Annotated in this window: 15 protein-coding genes; 6 read left to right on the top strand and 9 right to left on the bottom strand. The window is 71.8% G+C overall.

Annotated elements, in window-relative coordinates:
• Positions 1–20: 20 nt before the first annotated feature.
• Positions 21–1,577 (bottom strand): alpha/beta hydrolase, encoded by a 1,557-nt coding sequence (locus tag OU416_RS32310; RefSeq protein ID WP_270930849.1) that lies wholly within the window; start codon positions 1,575–1,577, stop codon positions 21–23.
• Positions 1,578–1,737: 160 nt separating this feature from the next.
• Here OU416_RS32310 and OU416_RS32305 point away from each other — a divergent pair, with 160 nt between their 5' ends.
• Together OU416_RS32305 and OU416_RS32300 are read left to right on the top strand one after the other, a co-directional pair.
• A complete protein-coding gene (locus tag OU416_RS32305; protein WP_270930848.1) occupies positions 1,738–2,901 on the top strand; it encodes a sensor histidine kinase in 1,164 nt (387 codons plus the stop codon).
• Positions 2,898–3,593, top strand: coding sequence for a response regulator transcription factor (locus OU416_RS32300; RefSeq protein WP_270930847.1), 696 nt, complete (start codon positions 2,898–2,900; stop codon positions 3,591–3,593). The genes OU416_RS32305 and OU416_RS32300 overlap by 4 nt, the downstream gene beginning before the upstream one ends.
• Before the next feature lie 60 nt (positions 3,594–3,653).
• Here the strand turns inward: OU416_RS32300 and OU416_RS32295 are convergent, their stop codons facing one another.
• Together OU416_RS32295 and OU416_RS32290 are read right to left on the bottom strand one after the other, a co-directional pair.
• Positions 3,654–4,400 (bottom strand): SAM-dependent methyltransferase, encoded by a 747-nt coding sequence (locus OU416_RS32295; protein WP_270930846.1) that lies wholly within the window; start codon positions 4,398–4,400, stop codon positions 3,654–3,656.
• 273 nt (positions 4,401–4,673) lie between these two features.
• Positions 4,674–4,976: a hypothetical protein gene (locus tag OU416_RS32290; protein ID WP_270930845.1), complete on the bottom strand. Its 303-nt coding sequence runs from the start codon at positions 4,974–4,976 to the stop codon at positions 4,674–4,676.
• A gap of 128 nt (positions 4,977–5,104) precedes the next feature.
• Here OU416_RS32290 and OU416_RS32285 point away from each other — a divergent pair, with 128 nt between their 5' ends.
• From OU416_RS32285 to OU416_RS32275, 3 genes are all read left to right on the top strand, one after another.
• A complete protein-coding gene (locus tag OU416_RS32285) occupies positions 5,105–5,965 on the top strand; it encodes a DUF5753 domain-containing protein (RefSeq protein ID WP_270930844.1) in 861 nt (286 codons plus the stop codon).
• Positions 5,966–5,996: 31 nt separating this feature from the next.
• The gene (locus OU416_RS32280) at positions 5,997–6,176 is read left to right on the top strand and encodes a DUF397 domain-containing protein (protein ID WP_372907148.1); all 180 of its coding nucleotides are present in this window, start codon (positions 5,997–5,999) and stop codon (positions 6,174–6,176) included.
• Positions 6,177–6,323: 147 nt separating this feature from the next.
• Complete coding sequence (locus OU416_RS32275) at positions 6,324–7,262, top strand: carbon-nitrogen hydrolase family protein (protein WP_270930842.1); 939 nt, start codon at positions 6,324–6,326, stop codon at positions 7,260–7,262.
• 48 nt (positions 7,263–7,310) lie between these two features.
• Here the strand turns inward: OU416_RS32275 and OU416_RS32270 are convergent, their stop codons facing one another.
• Entirely contained in the window at positions 7,311–8,696 is a 1,386-nt protein-coding gene (locus tag OU416_RS32270) for an FAD-binding protein (RefSeq protein ID WP_270930841.1), read from the bottom strand.
• Positions 8,697–8,859: 163 nt separating this feature from the next.
• On the opposite strand from OU416_RS32270, the gene OU416_RS32265 reads away from it, so the two are divergent.
• The gene (locus tag OU416_RS32265) at positions 8,860–9,447 is read left to right on the top strand and encodes a GNAT family N-acetyltransferase (protein ID WP_270930840.1); all 588 of its coding nucleotides are present in this window, start codon (positions 8,860–8,862) and stop codon (positions 9,445–9,447) included.
• 4 nt (positions 9,448–9,451) lie between these two features.
• On the opposite strand, the gene OU416_RS32260 is transcribed toward OU416_RS32265, so the two are convergent.
• The 5 genes from OU416_RS32260 to pheT form a co-directional block, all read right to left on the bottom strand.
• Positions 9,452–11,182: an ATP-binding protein gene (locus OU416_RS32260; RefSeq protein WP_270930839.1), complete on the bottom strand. Its 1,731-nt coding sequence runs from the start codon at positions 11,180–11,182 to the stop codon at positions 9,452–9,454.
• Between the two features lie 68 nt (positions 11,183–11,250).
• Positions 11,251–11,406, bottom strand: a complete 156-nt coding sequence (locus OU416_RS32255; protein ID WP_270930838.1) for a hypothetical protein — start codon at positions 11,404–11,406, stop codon at positions 11,251–11,253.
• Entirely contained in the window at positions 11,403–12,656 is a 1,254-nt protein-coding gene (locus OU416_RS32250; RefSeq protein ID WP_270930837.1) for an NAD(P)/FAD-dependent oxidoreductase, read from the bottom strand. The genes OU416_RS32255 and OU416_RS32250 overlap by 4 nt, the downstream gene beginning before the upstream one ends.
• A gap of 103 nt (positions 12,657–12,759) precedes the next feature.
• Entirely contained in the window at positions 12,760–14,271 is a 1,512-nt protein-coding gene (locus OU416_RS32245) for a PucR family transcriptional regulator (RefSeq protein ID WP_270930836.1), read from the bottom strand.
• Positions 14,272–14,342: 71 nt separating this feature from the next.
• Entirely contained in the window at positions 14,343–16,835 is a 2,493-nt protein-coding gene (gene pheT / locus OU416_RS32240; RefSeq protein ID WP_270930835.1) for a phenylalanine--tRNA ligase subunit beta, read from the bottom strand.
• Positions 16,836–16,849: the final 14 nt, after the last annotated feature.

Genomic DNA, 16,849 nt, shown 5'->3' with positions numbered 1-16,849 from the left:
TTCAATCAAACAGCCGTCCGTCACAGGACGCAGCGGGCACCTTCGGGCGGTGTCCTCAGGTCGACCAGGTATGCGAGGACGGTGTCGTCGATGCACGCGTTGCTGCCGACCAGCGAGACGCCGTGCTGCTCGCCCTCCACGGTCAGCAGGCCGCCGCCGAGCGCGTCGGCCAGTTCGACCCCCGCCTGGTACGGAGTGGCGATGTCCCCGGTGGTCGACACGGTCAGCGTCGGTGGCAGCCCGGCGACGTCAGCGGCGAGCCAGGGGCCCGTCCTGGACGGCGGCTTCGGCCATGCCTCGCACGCGTGGTGGCTCTGCTCCACCGGCCTGCCGTCGTCCATGAACGGCGCCGCTTCGCGGAGCCGGCGGTTCAACTCGGTCTGCTCGGCCGGCGAGCGGCGGGGCCAGTCCATGCACCGGATCGCGAGGAAGTCCTCCATCAGACCGTTGTAGCGGCCGTCCGGTCCGCGGCCGGTCATCTGGTCACGCAGCGCGAGCAGGATGTCACCCCGGCCCTCGGCCAGTTCGGTGAGCCCGTCGATGAGCTGGGGAAGCAGCGCCTCGGCGCGCATCCCGGTCGCCGCAGCGGTGATGGCGTCGTTGTAGCCGAGGCCGCGGCCGTCGGCGGTCGGTGCGGGCTGGTCGACCAGCGGCCGCGTCAACGCCTGGAACCTCTCGGTGGCGAGAGCCGGATCGGTCCCCAGTGGACAGTCCGGGGCCTTCGCGCATTCCTCGGCCAGCCGGCCGAAGCCCTCCTGGGCCGCCACGGCCTGCCCGATGGTCATCTCGTCCGGGGTCTGACCAGGGGAGACCGCGCCGTCGAGGACCAGCGCGCGCACCTTCTCCGGGAACGCCTCCGCGTAGACGCCGCCCAACTCGGTCCCGTAGCTGTAGCCGAGGAAGGTCAGCTTCTCGTCGCCCAGGACCTCCCGCAGCACGTCCACATCCCGCGCGACCTCCCGGGTGCCGATGCTGGTGAGCGCGTCCTCCCCACCCGCGCTCTCCGCGCACCGCTGCATGATCTCCTGGGCGTGCTCCTCGCTGGCGGCGCCGTGTGGATCCAGCGCGTTGTCGAAGCCCGCGGCACGATCGTCGTTGTCGGCATCGGTGAAGCAGTCCACCTGGGGCGACGAGGCGCCCACGCCGCGGGGGTCGAACCCGATGATGTCGAACCGCTGCCCGAGCAACCCATCGGTCCACAGTGGATTCGCGGAGGCCATGGTGGCGACGAAGTTCATCCCCGAACCGCCGGGGCCGCCCGGGTTGACGAAGAGCGACCCGATCTTCTCGCCACTGGCCGGGATCCGCAGCAGGGCGACCTCACCGCGAGCCCCGTCCGGGTCGTCGTAGTCCAAGGGAACCTGCACCCGCGCGCAGTCGAGGCGCTCGTTGGCGAACAGCTTCTCGTCGGTGGACGTCGTCGCGAAGGGGCCGCACGGCTCGAACGCGACCTGCTGGTCGTGGAATTCGGTCAGGTCCGGTGGCGGTGCGCCGGGCGGGGGCGGTGTGGTGCAGGCGCTCGCGAGGGCCAACGACGCGGCTCCCACGACGAGCAGTCTCGAGCGCGTACCGAACACGGAAACTCCTTGGTAGCGGTGACTTGCCGCATCGACGCTAGGACCCCCGGTCGCTCACGCGGATCCACCGCAGGACCCGGAACGCCTGACCAAAGTCGGAGCCGCGCCTCCGTCTTCGGTGGGAGCCGGCGGGAGCGGTGGCCCGTCTAGGCTCGGCACCGTGAACGACGCAGCGCACAGCCGGCGCCGGGACCGGGCCGCCGACGGTGGGCTGTTCGTGCTCGCGGTCCTGGCCGGGCTCGCGGTGGCGGTCCTCCGGCTGGAGATCGAGCCGGCACCCGGCTGGATCATGACCGCCGACACCGCCGCCGGGGCGCTCGGCTGTCTCGCGCTCTGGTGGCGACGCCGTTGTCCGACGGTGCTGGCCGCCATCCTGGTGGCACTGACCACCTTCTCGGAGACCGCCTCACCCGCGGCGCTGGTCATGTTGTTCACCGTGGCCGTCCACCGCTCGGCATGGACCGTCGTGCTGCTCGCCGCGGGCAGCGTGCTCACCCACACCGTCTACCTGACGTTGCGGCAGATGCCTCTGGTCTCGATGGTGTCGACGTGGGTGTTCGTCTCGTGGATCCTTCTCGTGCACGTCGTGGTCGTCGCGTGGGGGCTGCTGCGGCGCGGCCGTCACCAGCTCATCGCGTCGCTGCGGGAACGGGCCGTCGCCGCCGAAGTCGAGGCCCAGCTGCGCACCGAGCACGCCAGGCTCGAGGCCCGCGAGGCTCTGGCCCGGGAGATGCACGACGTGCTCGGCCACCGGCTGTCGCTGCTCACCATCAACGCGGGTGCCCTGGCCTACCACCGCGCGGCCACGGCCGAGGAGACGCAGCAGGCCGCGGAGTTGATCCGGGAAAGCGCCCACCGCGCGCTCAAAGACCTGCGCGAGGTCATCTCGGTGCTGCGCGCCCCGGACGGTGACATGCCGCTTCCCGGTGTCGCGGACATCGCCGAGCTCGTCGAGGAAACCGCCCGCACCGGCACCGACGTGCGGTTGCTCGACGAGCCGGGCGTGTGCACCGGTGCCCACGCGGTCCCGGCAGCTCTGGGCCGCACCCTGTACCGGTTCGTGCAGGAGGCGCTGACCAACGCGCGCAAGCACGCTTCCGCCGCGCCGATCGCCATCACGATCACCGCCGAACCCGGCGCGCACCTGAGCGCGGAAGTGGTCAACGAGGCACCGCCCGTGCGCCCCGCGGCGACACCGCCCGGATCCGGGGCGGGGCTGAGCGGCCTGGCTGAGCGGGTCGCGCTCGTCGGCGGCGACCTCCGGCACGGCCCCACTCGCGCCGGCGGGTGGCGGCTGGCGGTCCGGCTACCGTGGCCGGCATGACCGAGACAGGACCGGGCGACGACCCGGCCATCACCGTGCTGATCGCCGACGACGACCCGGTCGTGCGCTTCGGGTTGACCATGATGCTGCGCGGCGCCCCCAACGTGGAGGTGGTCGCTGAAGCGCGCGACGGCGCCGAGGCGATCGAGCTGACCACCCGCCACTCGCCCGACGTGGTCCTGATGGACATCCGCATGCCCGGCACCGACGGCATCACCGCCACCGAGGCCCTCCGCGCCCGTGGCCACGCGCCCAACATCGTCGTGCTCACCACCTTCGACTCCGACGCCCACGTGCTGCGCGCCCTGCGCGCGGGGGCGGCGGGTTTCCTGCTCAAGGACACCCCGCCCGAGGAACTCGTCGTCGCCATCCGCCAGGCGGCGCAAGGCAGACCGGTGCTCTCGCCCGAGGTCACCCGCCGACTCATGGACCGCGCCGCGGGCGAGAAACCCGGACGCGACGCCCGCGCCGAAGCAGCACGCCGTCGCCTGGAAGCCCTCGCCCCGCGGGAACGCACCGTGGCCGTCGACGTGGGCGCCGGGCGCTCCAACGCCGAGATAGCCGCCCGCCACCACCTGGGCCTGGCCACCGTCAAGACGCACGTTTCCGCCATCCTCACCAAGCTGGACCTCGAGAACCGCGTTCAAATCGCCCTGCTCGTCCACGACGCCGACCTCGACGTGCAAACGTGAGCCGGACGACGGTGGTTCAACGCGACTGAGAACCGGCACGGCCCGCGGGGCTTCCGGCGATCAGCGCTTCATCAGGGCGAAGACTCCCCAGCCGAGATGCTCGCGCGTGCAGCGCGCATATCGCGCGGGCTCGGTGGTGAGCTCGGCCCGCACCTCGGGCGCCAGTTCGTCGTCCGGGTTCCGGTCGAGCCAGCGGCGGAGGTTGAGCCACTGCGCCGCGGCGTACCGGTCCCAGCTGTCCTGGTCGGCCAGCACCATCTCCACGACGTCGTACCCGAGGTCGCCGAACTGCTCGATCAGCCCGGGCAGCGGCAGGAAGTCGGCCGGGCTGGTCGCGTGGCAGGCCTCCGCGGTCTCCTGGTCCGGCGGAGCCACGCGCCAGTAGGGCTCGCCGATCAGCATCAGGCCTCCGGGGCGGAGGCTGCGGCTGAGCAGCTCGGCGGTTCCGGCGACGCCGTTGCCGATCCAGGTGGCGCCGATGCAGGCGGCGAGATCGACCGGCTCGTCAGCGACGTGACCGGCGGCGTCGCCGTGGACGAACGCCACCCGGTCGGCGACGCCGAGCTCGACGGCGCGGGCGCGGGCCTGCTCGGTGAAGACCGTGCTGATGTCCACGCCCGTGCCGGTGAAGCCCAGGTCGCGGGCCCAGGTGCACAGCATCTCGCCCGAACCGCTGGCCAGGTCGAGCACCTGCGTTCCGGGAGCCAGGTGGAGCGCCCGGCCCAGGGTGGCCAGCTTGTCGTGCGTCAGCGGGTTGTGGATGCGGTGGCTGCTCTCGCGGATGGTGAAGATGCGGGGAAGGTCCACAGTGGATTCCTTTGGGAGGGGCCCTCCGGACCACGCGCGAAACTCCCGCTGGGCGGGTGCGGGTCAGGACGAGGCCGGGGAAGTGAGGATGATCCGGGCGCTGCACGTGGCAGCGGTCGCCAGGACAGTCATCAACTCACCTCCCTCGATCTCCGGCAGCAGACCTCGCTGCGCCGCCGAGCTTAGCAGCCCAGGCAAGCAGTCCCGCGAGCGCTTTGGGGTGCTATGACGCCCCAAAGCACTCACGGGACCTGACCAGCCGGAACCTGCACCTCAGAGCCAGATCAGCCGGAGGTCGCGGATCCGCGAGAAGCACTCCAGCGCACCTTCGGCGGAGTCGGAGTTGCCGGTCCACCCGTGCGGACTGACGAACACCGCGCCCGGCCCCGAGCCACCCGGTTCCCGGCAGAAGTCCAAGCCCCACAGGTAGATCTGCGCATCGACGACCCCGTCGCCATCCCGAGCGACTTCGCACAGCGCGAACTTCCTCGGCTGCTGCGCCTCGGCCAGATCCGCCAGCACGGCGGACAGCTCCCCCTCGCCCCAAACCTTCGGCGAACGACACGACTTCGACATCCCGACTCCCATCTGCCGATCAACTTGCGAGAAGATTATCGAGAAAGTTGCTTCTTAACAGTCGCTGGTCTGGGTGATCGATATCCAGACACCCGGATTTGACGAACAGGAGTGCCAAGATGTGCGGCATGGCGACGTCCCCGGACCCGAAGGTGCTCAAGATCCAGATCGGGATCGAGCTGCGCCGCTTGCGCGAGAACGCCGGTCGCACAGCCGCCGAAGCAGCGGCAGCGCTGGGCGGCGCCGTACCCAAGATCAGCAAGATCGAGAACGGGAAGCAGGCTGCCACGCCAGAAGAAGTCGAGACGCTGTCAGACCTCTACGGAGCACCGGCGAAGCGGCGCAAGTACCTGACCGGACTGGCCGCACAGGTCCCGAAGCGCAGCCGCCACCGGACCATGTACCGCGATGCCGTCCCCGACTGGTTCCAGCGCTTCCTGGCACTGGAAAGCGACGCCTCGGAGATCAAGATCTACGAGGTCGAAATCGTAACCGGACTCCTGCAGACCGAGGACTACGCACGGTCGACCATCCAGGCATGGGAGCCAGCTGCCGACCCGCGCTTGGTCGATCGGCAGGTGCAAACCAGATTGCAGCGCCAAGAGGTGCTGACCCGGCGCACCAGACCGGTGAACCTCCAGGTCGTCCTCAGCGAAGCTGCTTTGCATCGCGTGCAGGGGAACGCCGAGATCATGCGGCGTCAACTTGAACGTCTGATCACCTCGTCACACCAGCAGAACATCGAAGTCCGTGTTCTCCCCTTCGATGTCCCGAATCGCATCGCCGTTGCGTCCGCAGCGACGCTTCTACAGCTTGCCGACCAGCAGCTCTCCGTTGTGTACCTGGAGGACGTGCTCGGGGCGACCTACTTGTGGGAGCCGGAGGAATTCACCCGCTACAGCGTCGTGTTCGAACGCCTCCGGGCTGCTTCCCTACCTCCTGAGGAATCACGCGAGTTCCTCGATAAGGTGAAGCAGACCTACCAGTAAGCAATCAGAAGGGGTGAGGGTGTCCGCCCCGATTTCTCCAACCACGACTTGGCGCAAGTCCAGTCGCAGTGGCTCCAGCGGTGGCCAGTGCGTCGAAGTCGCCGTTCAGCCCGCCGTCATCGGGGTCCGGGATTCCAAGGACCCCGACGGCCCGGTGCTGGTGTTCAGTCCCGGCGCGTTCGCGCAGTTCCTCGGCACTTTGCGGAGCTAGGTCGCAAAGCTGCAGGTTAGAGCCCGTGAGTGTTTTGGGGTGCCATAGCGCCCCAAAACGCTCACGGACCTGGTGCCACCTGTGGAGGTCGACCTGGACCGTTCGGCGTGGTCGGATGGCGGCTGATCCTGATGTGTAGGAGGCGCGATGGTCACCGTGCAGGCCGCTGTTGTGCAGGACGCTCCCGTTGCTTTCGATCTCGACGCCACGCTCGACAAGGTCGACCGGCTCGCCGAGCAGGCGGCTGCCGGTGGGACCGAGCTGGTCGTGTTCCCGGAGGCGTTCGTGTCCGCCTATCCCCGTGGCGCGACCTTCGGAGCGACCGTCGGGCAGCGGACGCCGGAGGGCAGGCAGCTGTACCGGCGGTACTGGGAGTCGTCGGTCGAGGTGCCCGGACCGGCGACCGAGCGGATCGGGGCGGCGGCCGCGCGGCACGGGATGCACCTGGTCATCGGCGTCATCGAGTGCGATCGCGGCACGCTCTACTGCACCGCGCTGACCTTCGGGCCCGACGGCGTCCTGCTCGGAAAGCACCGGAAGCTGATGCCGACCGGCAGCGAACGACTGGTGTGGGGCTTCGGCGACGGTTCGACGATGCCGGTCCACGACACCCCGATCGGCCGCATCGGCACCGTCATCTGCTGGGAGAACTACATGCCCGCGATGCGCATGCACATGTACTCCCAGGGCGTTCAGCTCTACTGCGCGCCGACCGCCGACCCGCGCGACACGTGGGTGGCCAGCATGCAGCACATCGCCTGCGAGGGCCGCTGCTTCGTGCTCTCCGCCAACCAGTTCACCCGCCGCTCGGACTACCCGGCCGACTACCCCGTCGACGCCGAACCCGGCGAAGTCCTCAGCCGCGGAGCGTCGGTCATCGTGGACCCGCTCGGCACCGTGCTGGCCGGGCCTGCGACCGACGGGCCTGCGATCCTGCGCGCGGAGCTCGACCTCGGGCGAATCGCGGAGGGCAAGTACGACTTCGACGTCGTCGGCCACTACTCCCGGCCGGACGTCTTCGAGCTCCGCGTCGACCGGAGCCCGAAGCACCCCGTCATCCCGCAGGACCGAGCCGCGAGCCCGTGAGCGTTTCGGGGTGTCCCAGCGCCCCGAAGCACTCACGGGCCCACCCGGCTACCGGTCGATCTTCGGCTTGCTGGTGCCCGGGGCCAGGCCGGTTTCGGCGTGGACACCCGGGTCGGTGAACGTGCCGATCGAGTAGATGCGGGCACCGCGGGCGAGGGCGAAGGCGTGCAGGTCGTGGAGGAGTCGCACCGCTTCGTCCGCGCGCTCGCGGGTCGGGAAGTCCAGCAGGCAGTCCAGCAGCCAGTACCGCTCCCCCGCGCCTTCGGGCAGCGGCGGGTTGCGGCGGCCCGCCGCGTCCATGGCCGCGCGGTTCTTCACCGCCAGCAGCACCACCGAGGTCGGGCTGATGAGCGGCTGCACCTGCGGCAGGGCTTCGGGCAGGATCTCGGTCAGCTGATCGTCGGTCATGATCCAGTCGGCCCACGCCTTCGGGAGCTCGTTCCAGCCCAGCTCCCGCTCGGCGTAGTCGTACATCGGGTCCGCCAGGCCGAGGACGAAGTCGAGGTAGGCGCGGTCCTGGTACTCGGGCTCGCCCTCGCCGAACCCGTCCAGCACGGTGGCATCGATCCCGCGCGGCCCGGGGTCGTAGATGTCGGCCTCCAGCCAGGCGACCTGCGCGTCGGGGTACTTCCAGGTGACGTGCAGCTCGTCGAGATCGGGGTTGTCGGACAGGACCCGGAGGGCCTGGTACGCCGCAGCAGGAGAGCTGAACCGCAGCGTGTAGGTGCTCACCCGGCTCGGCGCAGGCGTCAGCTCGACCCAGAGCCGGGTGATGACGCCGTGCTGGCCGACGCCGCCGAGCACCGCGTCGTACACCTCGTCGTTCTCGTCCGCGCTGCACAGCAGCCGCTGCCCGGTGGGGGTGACGACCTCCATGCGGGACACCGCGGCGCCGAACGCCCCGCTGCGCACGTTGGCGCTCCACCCGCCCACCGCGGCGAACCCGCCGGCCGACAGCGTGGTGCGGCCGGGATACCCGGTGCTGACGCGGGCCCGGTGCTTGTCCGCGGCGATGGCGACGTCGGTCAGCAGCACGCCCGCATCGATCTCGACGACTCCGGCCGACCCGTCCGCCGCGGGCGGCTGGAGGGAGTGGATGCGGTTGAGCCGCAGCATGTCGATGGCGATCCCGTCGGCGGCCAGCGCCTGCCCGCCGACGGTGTGCTGGTTGCCCTGCGCGGCGCACGGGATCCCGTGCTGGTGCGCGAACCGCACGACGGCTTCGACGTCACCGGCTCCGGCCGGGCGCAAGACCGCGCCGGGCAGGGCTGTCACGCGAGCGCCGCGATCGGTGCCCGCGGCGTTGCGGGCTTCGGCGTCCACCACGAGCTCACCACCGTCGGGCAGCCCGGGTGCCGGGACCCAGTCGGACGTCCCGTCGTCCGGGCCCCAGATCCGGGTTCGCGAGTTGATGCCCAGTCCGCCACTCGTCACTGCAGGTTCCTCCCAGCGCTCCGCGAAGGCATGATCAACGTCCGGTGCCCACTATCTCGGTTGAGCCGGGCTCGGGGAAGCGTTGGCATCACTGCGCGCAAGTGCCGTGGCTCACCCGACCCCCTTGCGAGATCGGTTGGGCGGCGCGGGATCATCGGTGCTGATGACGATGATCCCGCCCCGGCCGAGCGCGGTCGACCACCGAGCTTCGCGGCCGACTGCGGGCTGGGTGGGACGGCGGGTGCTGCTGCGCGGCGTCGAGCCGGCGGACCGGCGCACCCTGATCGGCTTCGACCGGGCGTCCGCGCAGGAGGGGCCACCGCAGTTCGACGGCTACCGGCACTGGGCGGCGCACCGCGCCGACCACCTGGACCCGGGCGAGGACCTCCAGCTGGCGATCGAGACCCGGCACGACGGGACCCTGGTCGGTTCGCTGTCGACCAGCCAGCCGGAGCCGGGCACCTTCAGCTACGGCATCGGGATCGGCCCGCGGCACCGCCGCCGCGGCTACGCCGACGACGCGATCAGCACGCTGCTCGGCTACATGTTCGGCCACCGCCGCTTCACCAAGTGCGAGGTCGGCATCTACGGCTGCAACACCGCGTCGCTGGCCCTGCACGCCAGGCTCGGCTTCCGCGAGGAGGGCCGCCTCCGCGACCCGGAGTTCCTCTGCGGCGGGGCCCAGTACCTGGTGCTGATGGGCATCACCGCCGAGGAGTTCGCCACCCGCCACCTCCCCCGCGCCCGCTGAGCGCTCACTCACCGATCACCGGCGCGGAGCCCTCCTCGCCGCCACCGAAGAAGTTCTGATGAGCGGTGCCGTGCACCACCCGGTTCTCGGACTCGCCGCCGGGAGCGATGGATCTCGCACCCACCACCTGCCCGAAACCGGCTTGTTCCAACCGCCTGGTCAGGTACCGCTGCAGTTCCGCGCGATCGACCGAACCGCCAGGTGCCACGAACCGCTGCAGATCCTGGGCGCACGCAACCACAGCATCGGTGGCCGAATCCCGCGCCGCCGCGGCGATCGCGTCGAGCCAGGCGTGCACGGCGGGTTCGGCCTCGATGCCGCATGCCGTCGCGCAGTGGTGCAACGCCTCGGGCAACCAGCGGTGCGCGGCCGAGCACAGGCGGTGGTAGTGCTCCTCCACCAGCAGCATCCGCCACTCCCAGTCGAACCAGCAGGAGTCGCCGGGCAGCCCGAGCTCCTCGCGGCGCTGGCGGAAGTGCTCGGCGAGCGCCTGGTGGTGCTGGCGGAAGCGCCGCGGTGCGCGGCCACGCTCGTAGCGGACCATCTTCTCCCGCACCACGTGGTGGTACTTCAACTGGCCCTGGTCCTCGTGGACGAACGGCCGCTCCCGCAGCCACCGGAACAGGCCCACCGCCCGGCCCGGCTCGCGCAGCACGGCCAGCACGTCCTCGTCCAGCACCCGGGGCAGCGCGGCCAGCACCGCGTCGTCCCTGCTCTCCTGCTCCGGGACGAAGTTCAGGAAGCGCGCCACCGCCATCCCGGTCGGGTCGTGCACGCCGTCGTCGCCCGATTCGGCCAGGCTGGCGAGCAGCAGCGGGAGCCCGCCGGAGAGTTCGAGGATCACCTCCGCCAGCTCCGGGTCCCGGACGCCCTTCCGGCCGAGCAGCGTCCTGGACTCCTCGACGGTGAACGGATCCAGCCGCCAGGACACCAGGATCGACGAGAACTCGCCCCAGTGGTTGAAGTCGAGCGGGTGCTGTCCCGCGACGCCGAGCACCAGCCCCAGCGGGAGCTCCCCGTAGTACCCGTGCAGCAGGCGCAGCAGCCACGGTTCGACGACTTCGGCGGTGCGCTCGTAGTTGTCGAACAGCACCACCAGCTGCCGGTGGCGGGCGATCTTGCGCAGGTCGTCCACCAGGTGCGGGGTGAGCTCCTCGACCGGTGAGAGCAGCAGCCGGACATCGGCCTGGCTGCCGAAGCGCCTGGCCAGGTAGCCGCGGCACTGCTCCACCCACTCCTGGATCCGCTCCGGCGGGACGGCATCGGCGACCGGGCCGAGCCCGGGCGCGGCGGCGCGCACGACGCCGAGGCCGAACCTGACCGCCGTGGCCATCACCAGCTCGCGGGCTTCGGACGGCGCTTGCGGATCGGACAGCACCTCGTCGTGCCGCTGCTCGTACTCGGCCAGCCGCTGCGCGAAGTTCCGCGCCTCCCCGCCCTGCCCGGCCAGCTGGCGGGCGATCGCGGCCAGCACGCGGACCAGGTTCGACTCGTTGTCGTCGGTGACCGCGACCAGCGCGGAGTGCTGCAGCGAGATCTCGCGCAGCTGGCGCAGCAGGAAGGTCTTCCCGATGCCGGCCTGGCCGTGCAGGCCGAACACGAACTTGCGCTCGGCCACCGGTGCCCGCAGGTTCGCGCGGAAGGCGTCGCACTGCTGACGCCGGCCGACGAACTCGCTGCCCTGCCGCTGCCGCAAGACCTCCTGCAGGCTCCGAGCACCTCCAGGTCCGGTCACCGGATCATGGTGCCAGGGCGCACGCGGGCGCGATGGCGGTTTCCGGAGAAAGATCCACTACTCGGCCGTCAGCTCCCGCTCTCGCCGGAGATCGCCGGTACTCGCTGGTCGAGGGCGTACTCGGTGGCGATGCGCAGGAGCATCTCCTTCTCCACGCGGAGGAGGTGGTTCTCGCGGCGGAGGCGGTCGAGCTCTTCGCGCTCCGCCGCGGTCAGCTCGTTCACCGCAGCGGGTCGAACGGCCGCAGCAGCGCCGGGCGCTTGCCGGTGGTGATCTGCTCGGCGAGCAGTCGCCCGGTGAGCGGGCCGAGGGTCAGGCCCCACATGCCGTGGCCGCCCGCGACGTAGGCGCCGGGCAGCTTGGTCGCGCCGATCAGCGCCAATCCGTCGGGCGTGACCGGGCGGCCGCCGACCCACTCGTCGTGGCGCTCCTCCCAGCGCACCCCGGTCAGCAGCGGGCGCGCCGAGCGGACGATCGCTTCGATGCGGCCGCGGTCCAGCGGCGCGTCGACCGGTCGGAACTCCATGGTGCCCGCCACCCGCAGGCCGCCCTGGTAGGGCGTGCACGCCACCCGCGCGGCGGGCAGGTAGACCGGGCCCGGGACCGGCTGGTCCGTCGGGACGGTGAAGGAGTAGCCGCGGCCCGCGCGCACCGGGGTGCGCACACCCAGCGGCTTGGCGAGCTTGCTCAGCCAGGCCCCGGCGGCCAGCACGACCACCTCGGCCGACACCCGGTCGTCCTGAGCGGACTTGACGATCACCTGGCCGCTGGTGCGCACCATGCCCCGCACCTCGAACCCGGTGCGCAGCGTGCCGCCGCGCTCGACGAAGGACCGCGCGAGGGCCCGGGTGAACTCGCCGGGGTCGACGTAGCGCTGGCCCTCGACCCGCAGCACCGACGTGATGCGGTCGGACAGCTGCGGCACCTCCGCTTCCGCCACGGACAGCTCGGTGGTGTCGACCGGCTGGCCGCAGCCGCGGATCTGCTCGAACTCGTGCCGCAGATCGGCGGCCTGCTCGGGCTTCTCGAAGGCCGCCGTGATCGGCGCGCTCTCGGTCTTCGCCTCGACACCGCCCGCCAGCAGCGCGTCGAAGGCGTCCAGGCATTCGGCGTTCATCGGCACGAAGGACCGCATCCCCCGCTGCCACGCCCGCGGCGTGCAGTGCGCCGCGAAGCGGGTCAGGAACGCCCACAGACCGATGTCCGGCGTGGCGGGCACGTGCAGCGGGGCGTCGGCGGAGAGCAGCGTGCGCAGCCCGTAGCGCAGCACCGCCGGCTCCGGCAGCGGGATCGAGAAGGCCGGCGAGAGGTAGCCGGCGTTGCCCCACGACGAACCCGCCGCGACGTCCTGCTTGTCGAGCACGGTCACCTCGACGCCGTGCTCCTGCAGGAACCACGCGGTGGACAGACCGACCACGCCGGCGCCGACCACCACTGCCCGCCGCGGAATCCCGTCGATCCCGTCCTCGCGCATGCTGCCTCCTCGGTGCGAACCTCGACAGGAGCATGCCTGGGCGGCCGCGCGCAGCCAGTGTCCGAACCCGACAATCGGTGGACCGCCGTTTGGCCGAAATCCACTATCCGACCGCGAGCGCGATGATCATCGCCAGCCGGGCGTTCGGATCGTCCAGGTCCAGCGGGGTCAGCTCGGCCATCTTCCGCATCCGGTAGCGCACGGTGTTCGGGTGGATCTCCAGCCGCGCCGCGGCCGCCCCGAGGTCGCCCTGGCACTCCAGCCACGCCCGCAGCGTCTCGACGTAGCGGGTGCCCTGCTCGCGGTCGTGGCGCCGGAGGTCGACGACCGGCCCGCGGTCCGGCAGCCGACCGGTCGAGGCGGCGTGCCGCAGGCGGCGCAGCAGGATCTCGTGCCACGCATCGTCGTAGACCACGGCGTCCTGACCGGCCCGCGTCGAGTGGACCGCGAGGCTCTCATCGGCCTCGCGCCTGCTGTCGACGAGCTGGTTCGGCCCAGCAGCTCCGCCGACACCGGCGAGGATCGTGGTGCCCGAAGGCAGATCGCGCACCAGCGCGCGCACCCACTCGCGAGCGCGCGCGGCGTCGTCGTGCGGCAGCACGGTGTAGACGGTGTTGGCGAACAGCGCGCTGCGGCCGGGCCGCGACCAGCCGAACCCGATCGTCGCCCGCTCGAAGGCCAGCAGCGCGGTTTCGTCCCGTGCGGCACCGCTGTGCACCTGCACGGCCACCACCCGGAACTGCTCGCTGCGCAGGCCGAGCCTGCTCAGCACCGCCGAAGCGTCCTCGTGCCCTTCCAGCAGACCGATGACCAGGTCCGATTCGACCTGCCGCTCCAGGTCCGCGCTGGCCCGCGTGCGCAGCAGGTGCAGCGCCGCGGTGCGCGCGCCGCCGACCAGCGCCGCCTCGTGCGCGGCGGTGAGCGGCTGCTGGGTCTCCACCCAGATCGAGCCCAGCAGCTCCCGGCCCGCGCGGATCGCGACGACCACGCGCCCGTGCGAGTCCTGCGGTTCCAGCGGAGCCACGTACATCGGCTCGTCCGAGGTCTCCAGGTGCCGGAACACGCCCCGCGCGGCCAGCGTCCGCCGGATCTCCTCCGGCACCTGCCGCCCCAGGATCGTGGCCAGCCGCGCCCGGTCGGCGCTGAGCTGCCGCCGGGAGTAGGCGAGCACGCCGGAGCGGTGGTCCTCGATGGTGACCGGGCCGCCCACCGAATCGGCGAGCGCGTCGGCCAGCGCGAACAGATCCGTCGGGCCCCGCCCCGCCTCGGTCTCCCGCCCCTCCAGCACCAGCCCGTACACGACCCCGGCCAGCTGGCCCCAGGACACCGCCGGATCGACGAGCACGACGGCCAGCCCGCGCTCGCGGGCAGCGGCGATCACCCGCTCCCCGACCGCACCGGCCCGGAACACCACCACCTGAGCGGAGGTCCGCTCGATCAGCTCCGCGTCCTCGGCGTCGACGCCGACGGCCAGCAGCACATCGCCGGTGGCCCCGGGATCGGCCGGATCGTGCAGCGCCACCGAGCGCAGGTCCGCGGACCTGCTGCGCGGTGCGCTGGCCAACCTCGCCCCGACACCGCCGAGCACGTTGATCAACCGGTCCAGCTTTACCACGCCGCTCCCTCCCCGCCGGAAAAAGCCAGCGGCCCCGTCCCTGGTCGGGAGCGGGGCCGCTGGGTCGATCGTCAGGCGCGCAGGGTCGCGCCGAGGCGGTCGGCGGCGGACTTGACCGCCGCGTCGCGGGCCTCGGTGGCCTCCTCCTGCTTGAGCGTGCGGTCCGGAGCGCGGAAGCGCAGCGCCAGGGCCAGCGACTTCTTGCCCTCGCCCAGCTGCTCGCCCGCGTAGACGTCGAACAGCCGGACGTCCTCCAGCAGTTCGCCGCCACCGGTACGGACCGCGTCGACCAGGTCCGCCGACGCGACCCCGGCGTCCACCACCAGCGCGATGTCCATCAGCACCGGCGGGTACGGCGAGATCTGCGGCGCCGGGCGGTCGTCCACCAGCGGCAGGGCGTCCAGGTCGAGCTCCATCGCGCAGGTCCGCTTGGGCAGGCCGAGGGCCTCGACGACCTTCGGGTGCAGCTCACCGGCGTGGCCCACCACGGTCTCGCCGACCTTCAGCTGCGCGCAGCGGCCCGGGTGCCACGGCGCCAGCTCACCGGCACCGACCTCCAGCTCCACACCGGCGGCCGCGGCGACCACGCGGGCGGCCTGGACGGCGTCCGCCCAGCTCGCCTCGCGGCCCTTGCCCCACCAGCCGGCCTGCTCGCGGTGACCGCCCAGCAGCACCGCCACGTGCTTCGGCTGCGCGGGCAGCGCCGCCTCCAGCGCGGCCAGCTGCTCGTCGCTGGGCCGCTGCGCGACACCGACCTCCGGCACCGGCGGCTGCTCCGCGGCGGGCTGCACGACCTGTCCGATGTGGAACAGCGCCAGGTCGCGCTGCCCGCGGGAGACGTTGCGCTGCATGACCTCGGCCAGGCCGGTCAGCAGCGTCGTGGTCAGCAGCGACCGGTCGCTCTCCAGCGCGTTGAGCACCGACATCGTGCGGCGCCGCTCGTCGTCCTCGGCCAGGCCGAACGCGTCGAGCATCGCCTTGCCGACGAACGGGAAGGGCAGCACCTCGACGTAGCCCTCGGCGGCCAGCGCGCGGGAGACCGCGCGCTCGCGGCGCTGCTCGCCGGTCAGGCCGCGGCCGGGCGGCGCGGCGGGCAGCACCGACGGGATCGTGTGGTAGCCCTCCAGCCGCAGCACCTCCTCGACCAGGTCGTAGGGCTGCGTCAGGTCCGGGCGCCAGGTCGGCGGCGTCGCGGTGACCAGGCCGACGCCCTCGTCCGAGGTGCTGACCTCGATGCGGCAGCCGATCTGGCCCAGCCGTCGCGCGGTCACGCCGCGCTCGTAGGACACCCCGGCGATCCTGTCCGGCAGCGCCAGCGGCATGGTCACCGGCTCGGGCTGCTTCGGCTCGCCCACGTCGGTGCGGCCCGGCGCGATGGTGCCGTCGCCGTATCGGACCAGCAGCTGCGCGGCCAGCTCGACGGCGACCGGCGCGACCGCCGGGTCCACCTGCCGCTCGAACCGCTTGCCCGCCTCGCTGGGCAGCTTGTGGCGGCGGATGGCGCGCGCGATGCTCGCCGGGTCCCAGTTCGCCGCCTCCAGCAGCACGTCGTGCGTGTCGTGGCCGATCTCGGTGGACTCGCCGCCCATCACCCCGGCCAGCGACACCGGGCCGGTCTCGTCGGCGATGACGATGTCGTCCGGGTCCAGCTCGCGGCTCGCCCCGTCCAGGGTGATCAGCTTCTCGCCCGCCTCGGCGCGGCGCACCACCAGGTCACCGGTCACCTTGGTCGCGTCGAACGCGTGCAGCGGCTGGCCGAGTTCGAGCATCACGTAGTTGGTGACGTCCACGGCCAGCGAGATCGAGCGCATCCCGGCCAGCGCCAGGCGGCGGCGGATCCACCACGGGCTCGGCGCGGTCGGGTCGACACCGGTCACGCGGCGCAGCACGAACCGCGAGCACGCCGACGGGTCGCTGAGCTCCACGCCGCGCGAGGGCCGGTCGTCCTCCGGGACCGGGCGGGTGCCCGGGTCGCCGAACGGCACGTCCAGCGCGTTGGACAGCTCGCGGGCCAGGCCGCGCACCGAGAAGCAGTAGCCGCGGTCCGGGGTGATGGCCAGCTCGATGATCGAGTCGTCCAGCCCGACCAGGCCCACCGCGTCGTCGCCCGGGTCGGCCGAACCGGGCGGCAGCACCAGGATGCCGTCGGCGTCGTCACCGATGCCCAGCTCGGTGGTCGAGCAGATCATGCCCTCGCTGAGCTTGCCGTAGGTCTTGCGCGAGGTGATCTCGAAGTCACCGGGCAGCACCGTGCCGGGCAGCGCGACCACCACGAGGTCGCCCTCCTGGAAGTTGCGGGCGCCGCAGATGATGCCCTGCACCTGCTGCTCGTCGGCCTCGTTCTCGCCGACCTCCACCTGGCAGTACCGGATGGGCTTCTTGAACTCGGTGAGCTCTTCGATCTCGGCGACGCGGCCGACCACGAGCGGGCCCCGCACCTGCGTCAGGTGCGTGACCTCCTCGACCTCCAACCCGATCCGGATGAACGCTTCGGCCAGCGTCTCCGCGGTCGTCTCCTCGGGCAGCTCAAGGTGCTCGGCCAACCAGGAAACCGGAATCCGCACTTGGTCAGGCCCTT

This window comes from Saccharopolyspora indica, assembly GCF_027853965.1.
GTDB lineage: Bacteria > Actinomycetota > Actinomycetes > Mycobacteriales > Pseudonocardiaceae > Saccharopolyspora > Saccharopolyspora indica.
Note: the sequence above shows the minus strand (reverse complement) of the source record. Positions and strands in the feature narration are given on the sequence as shown.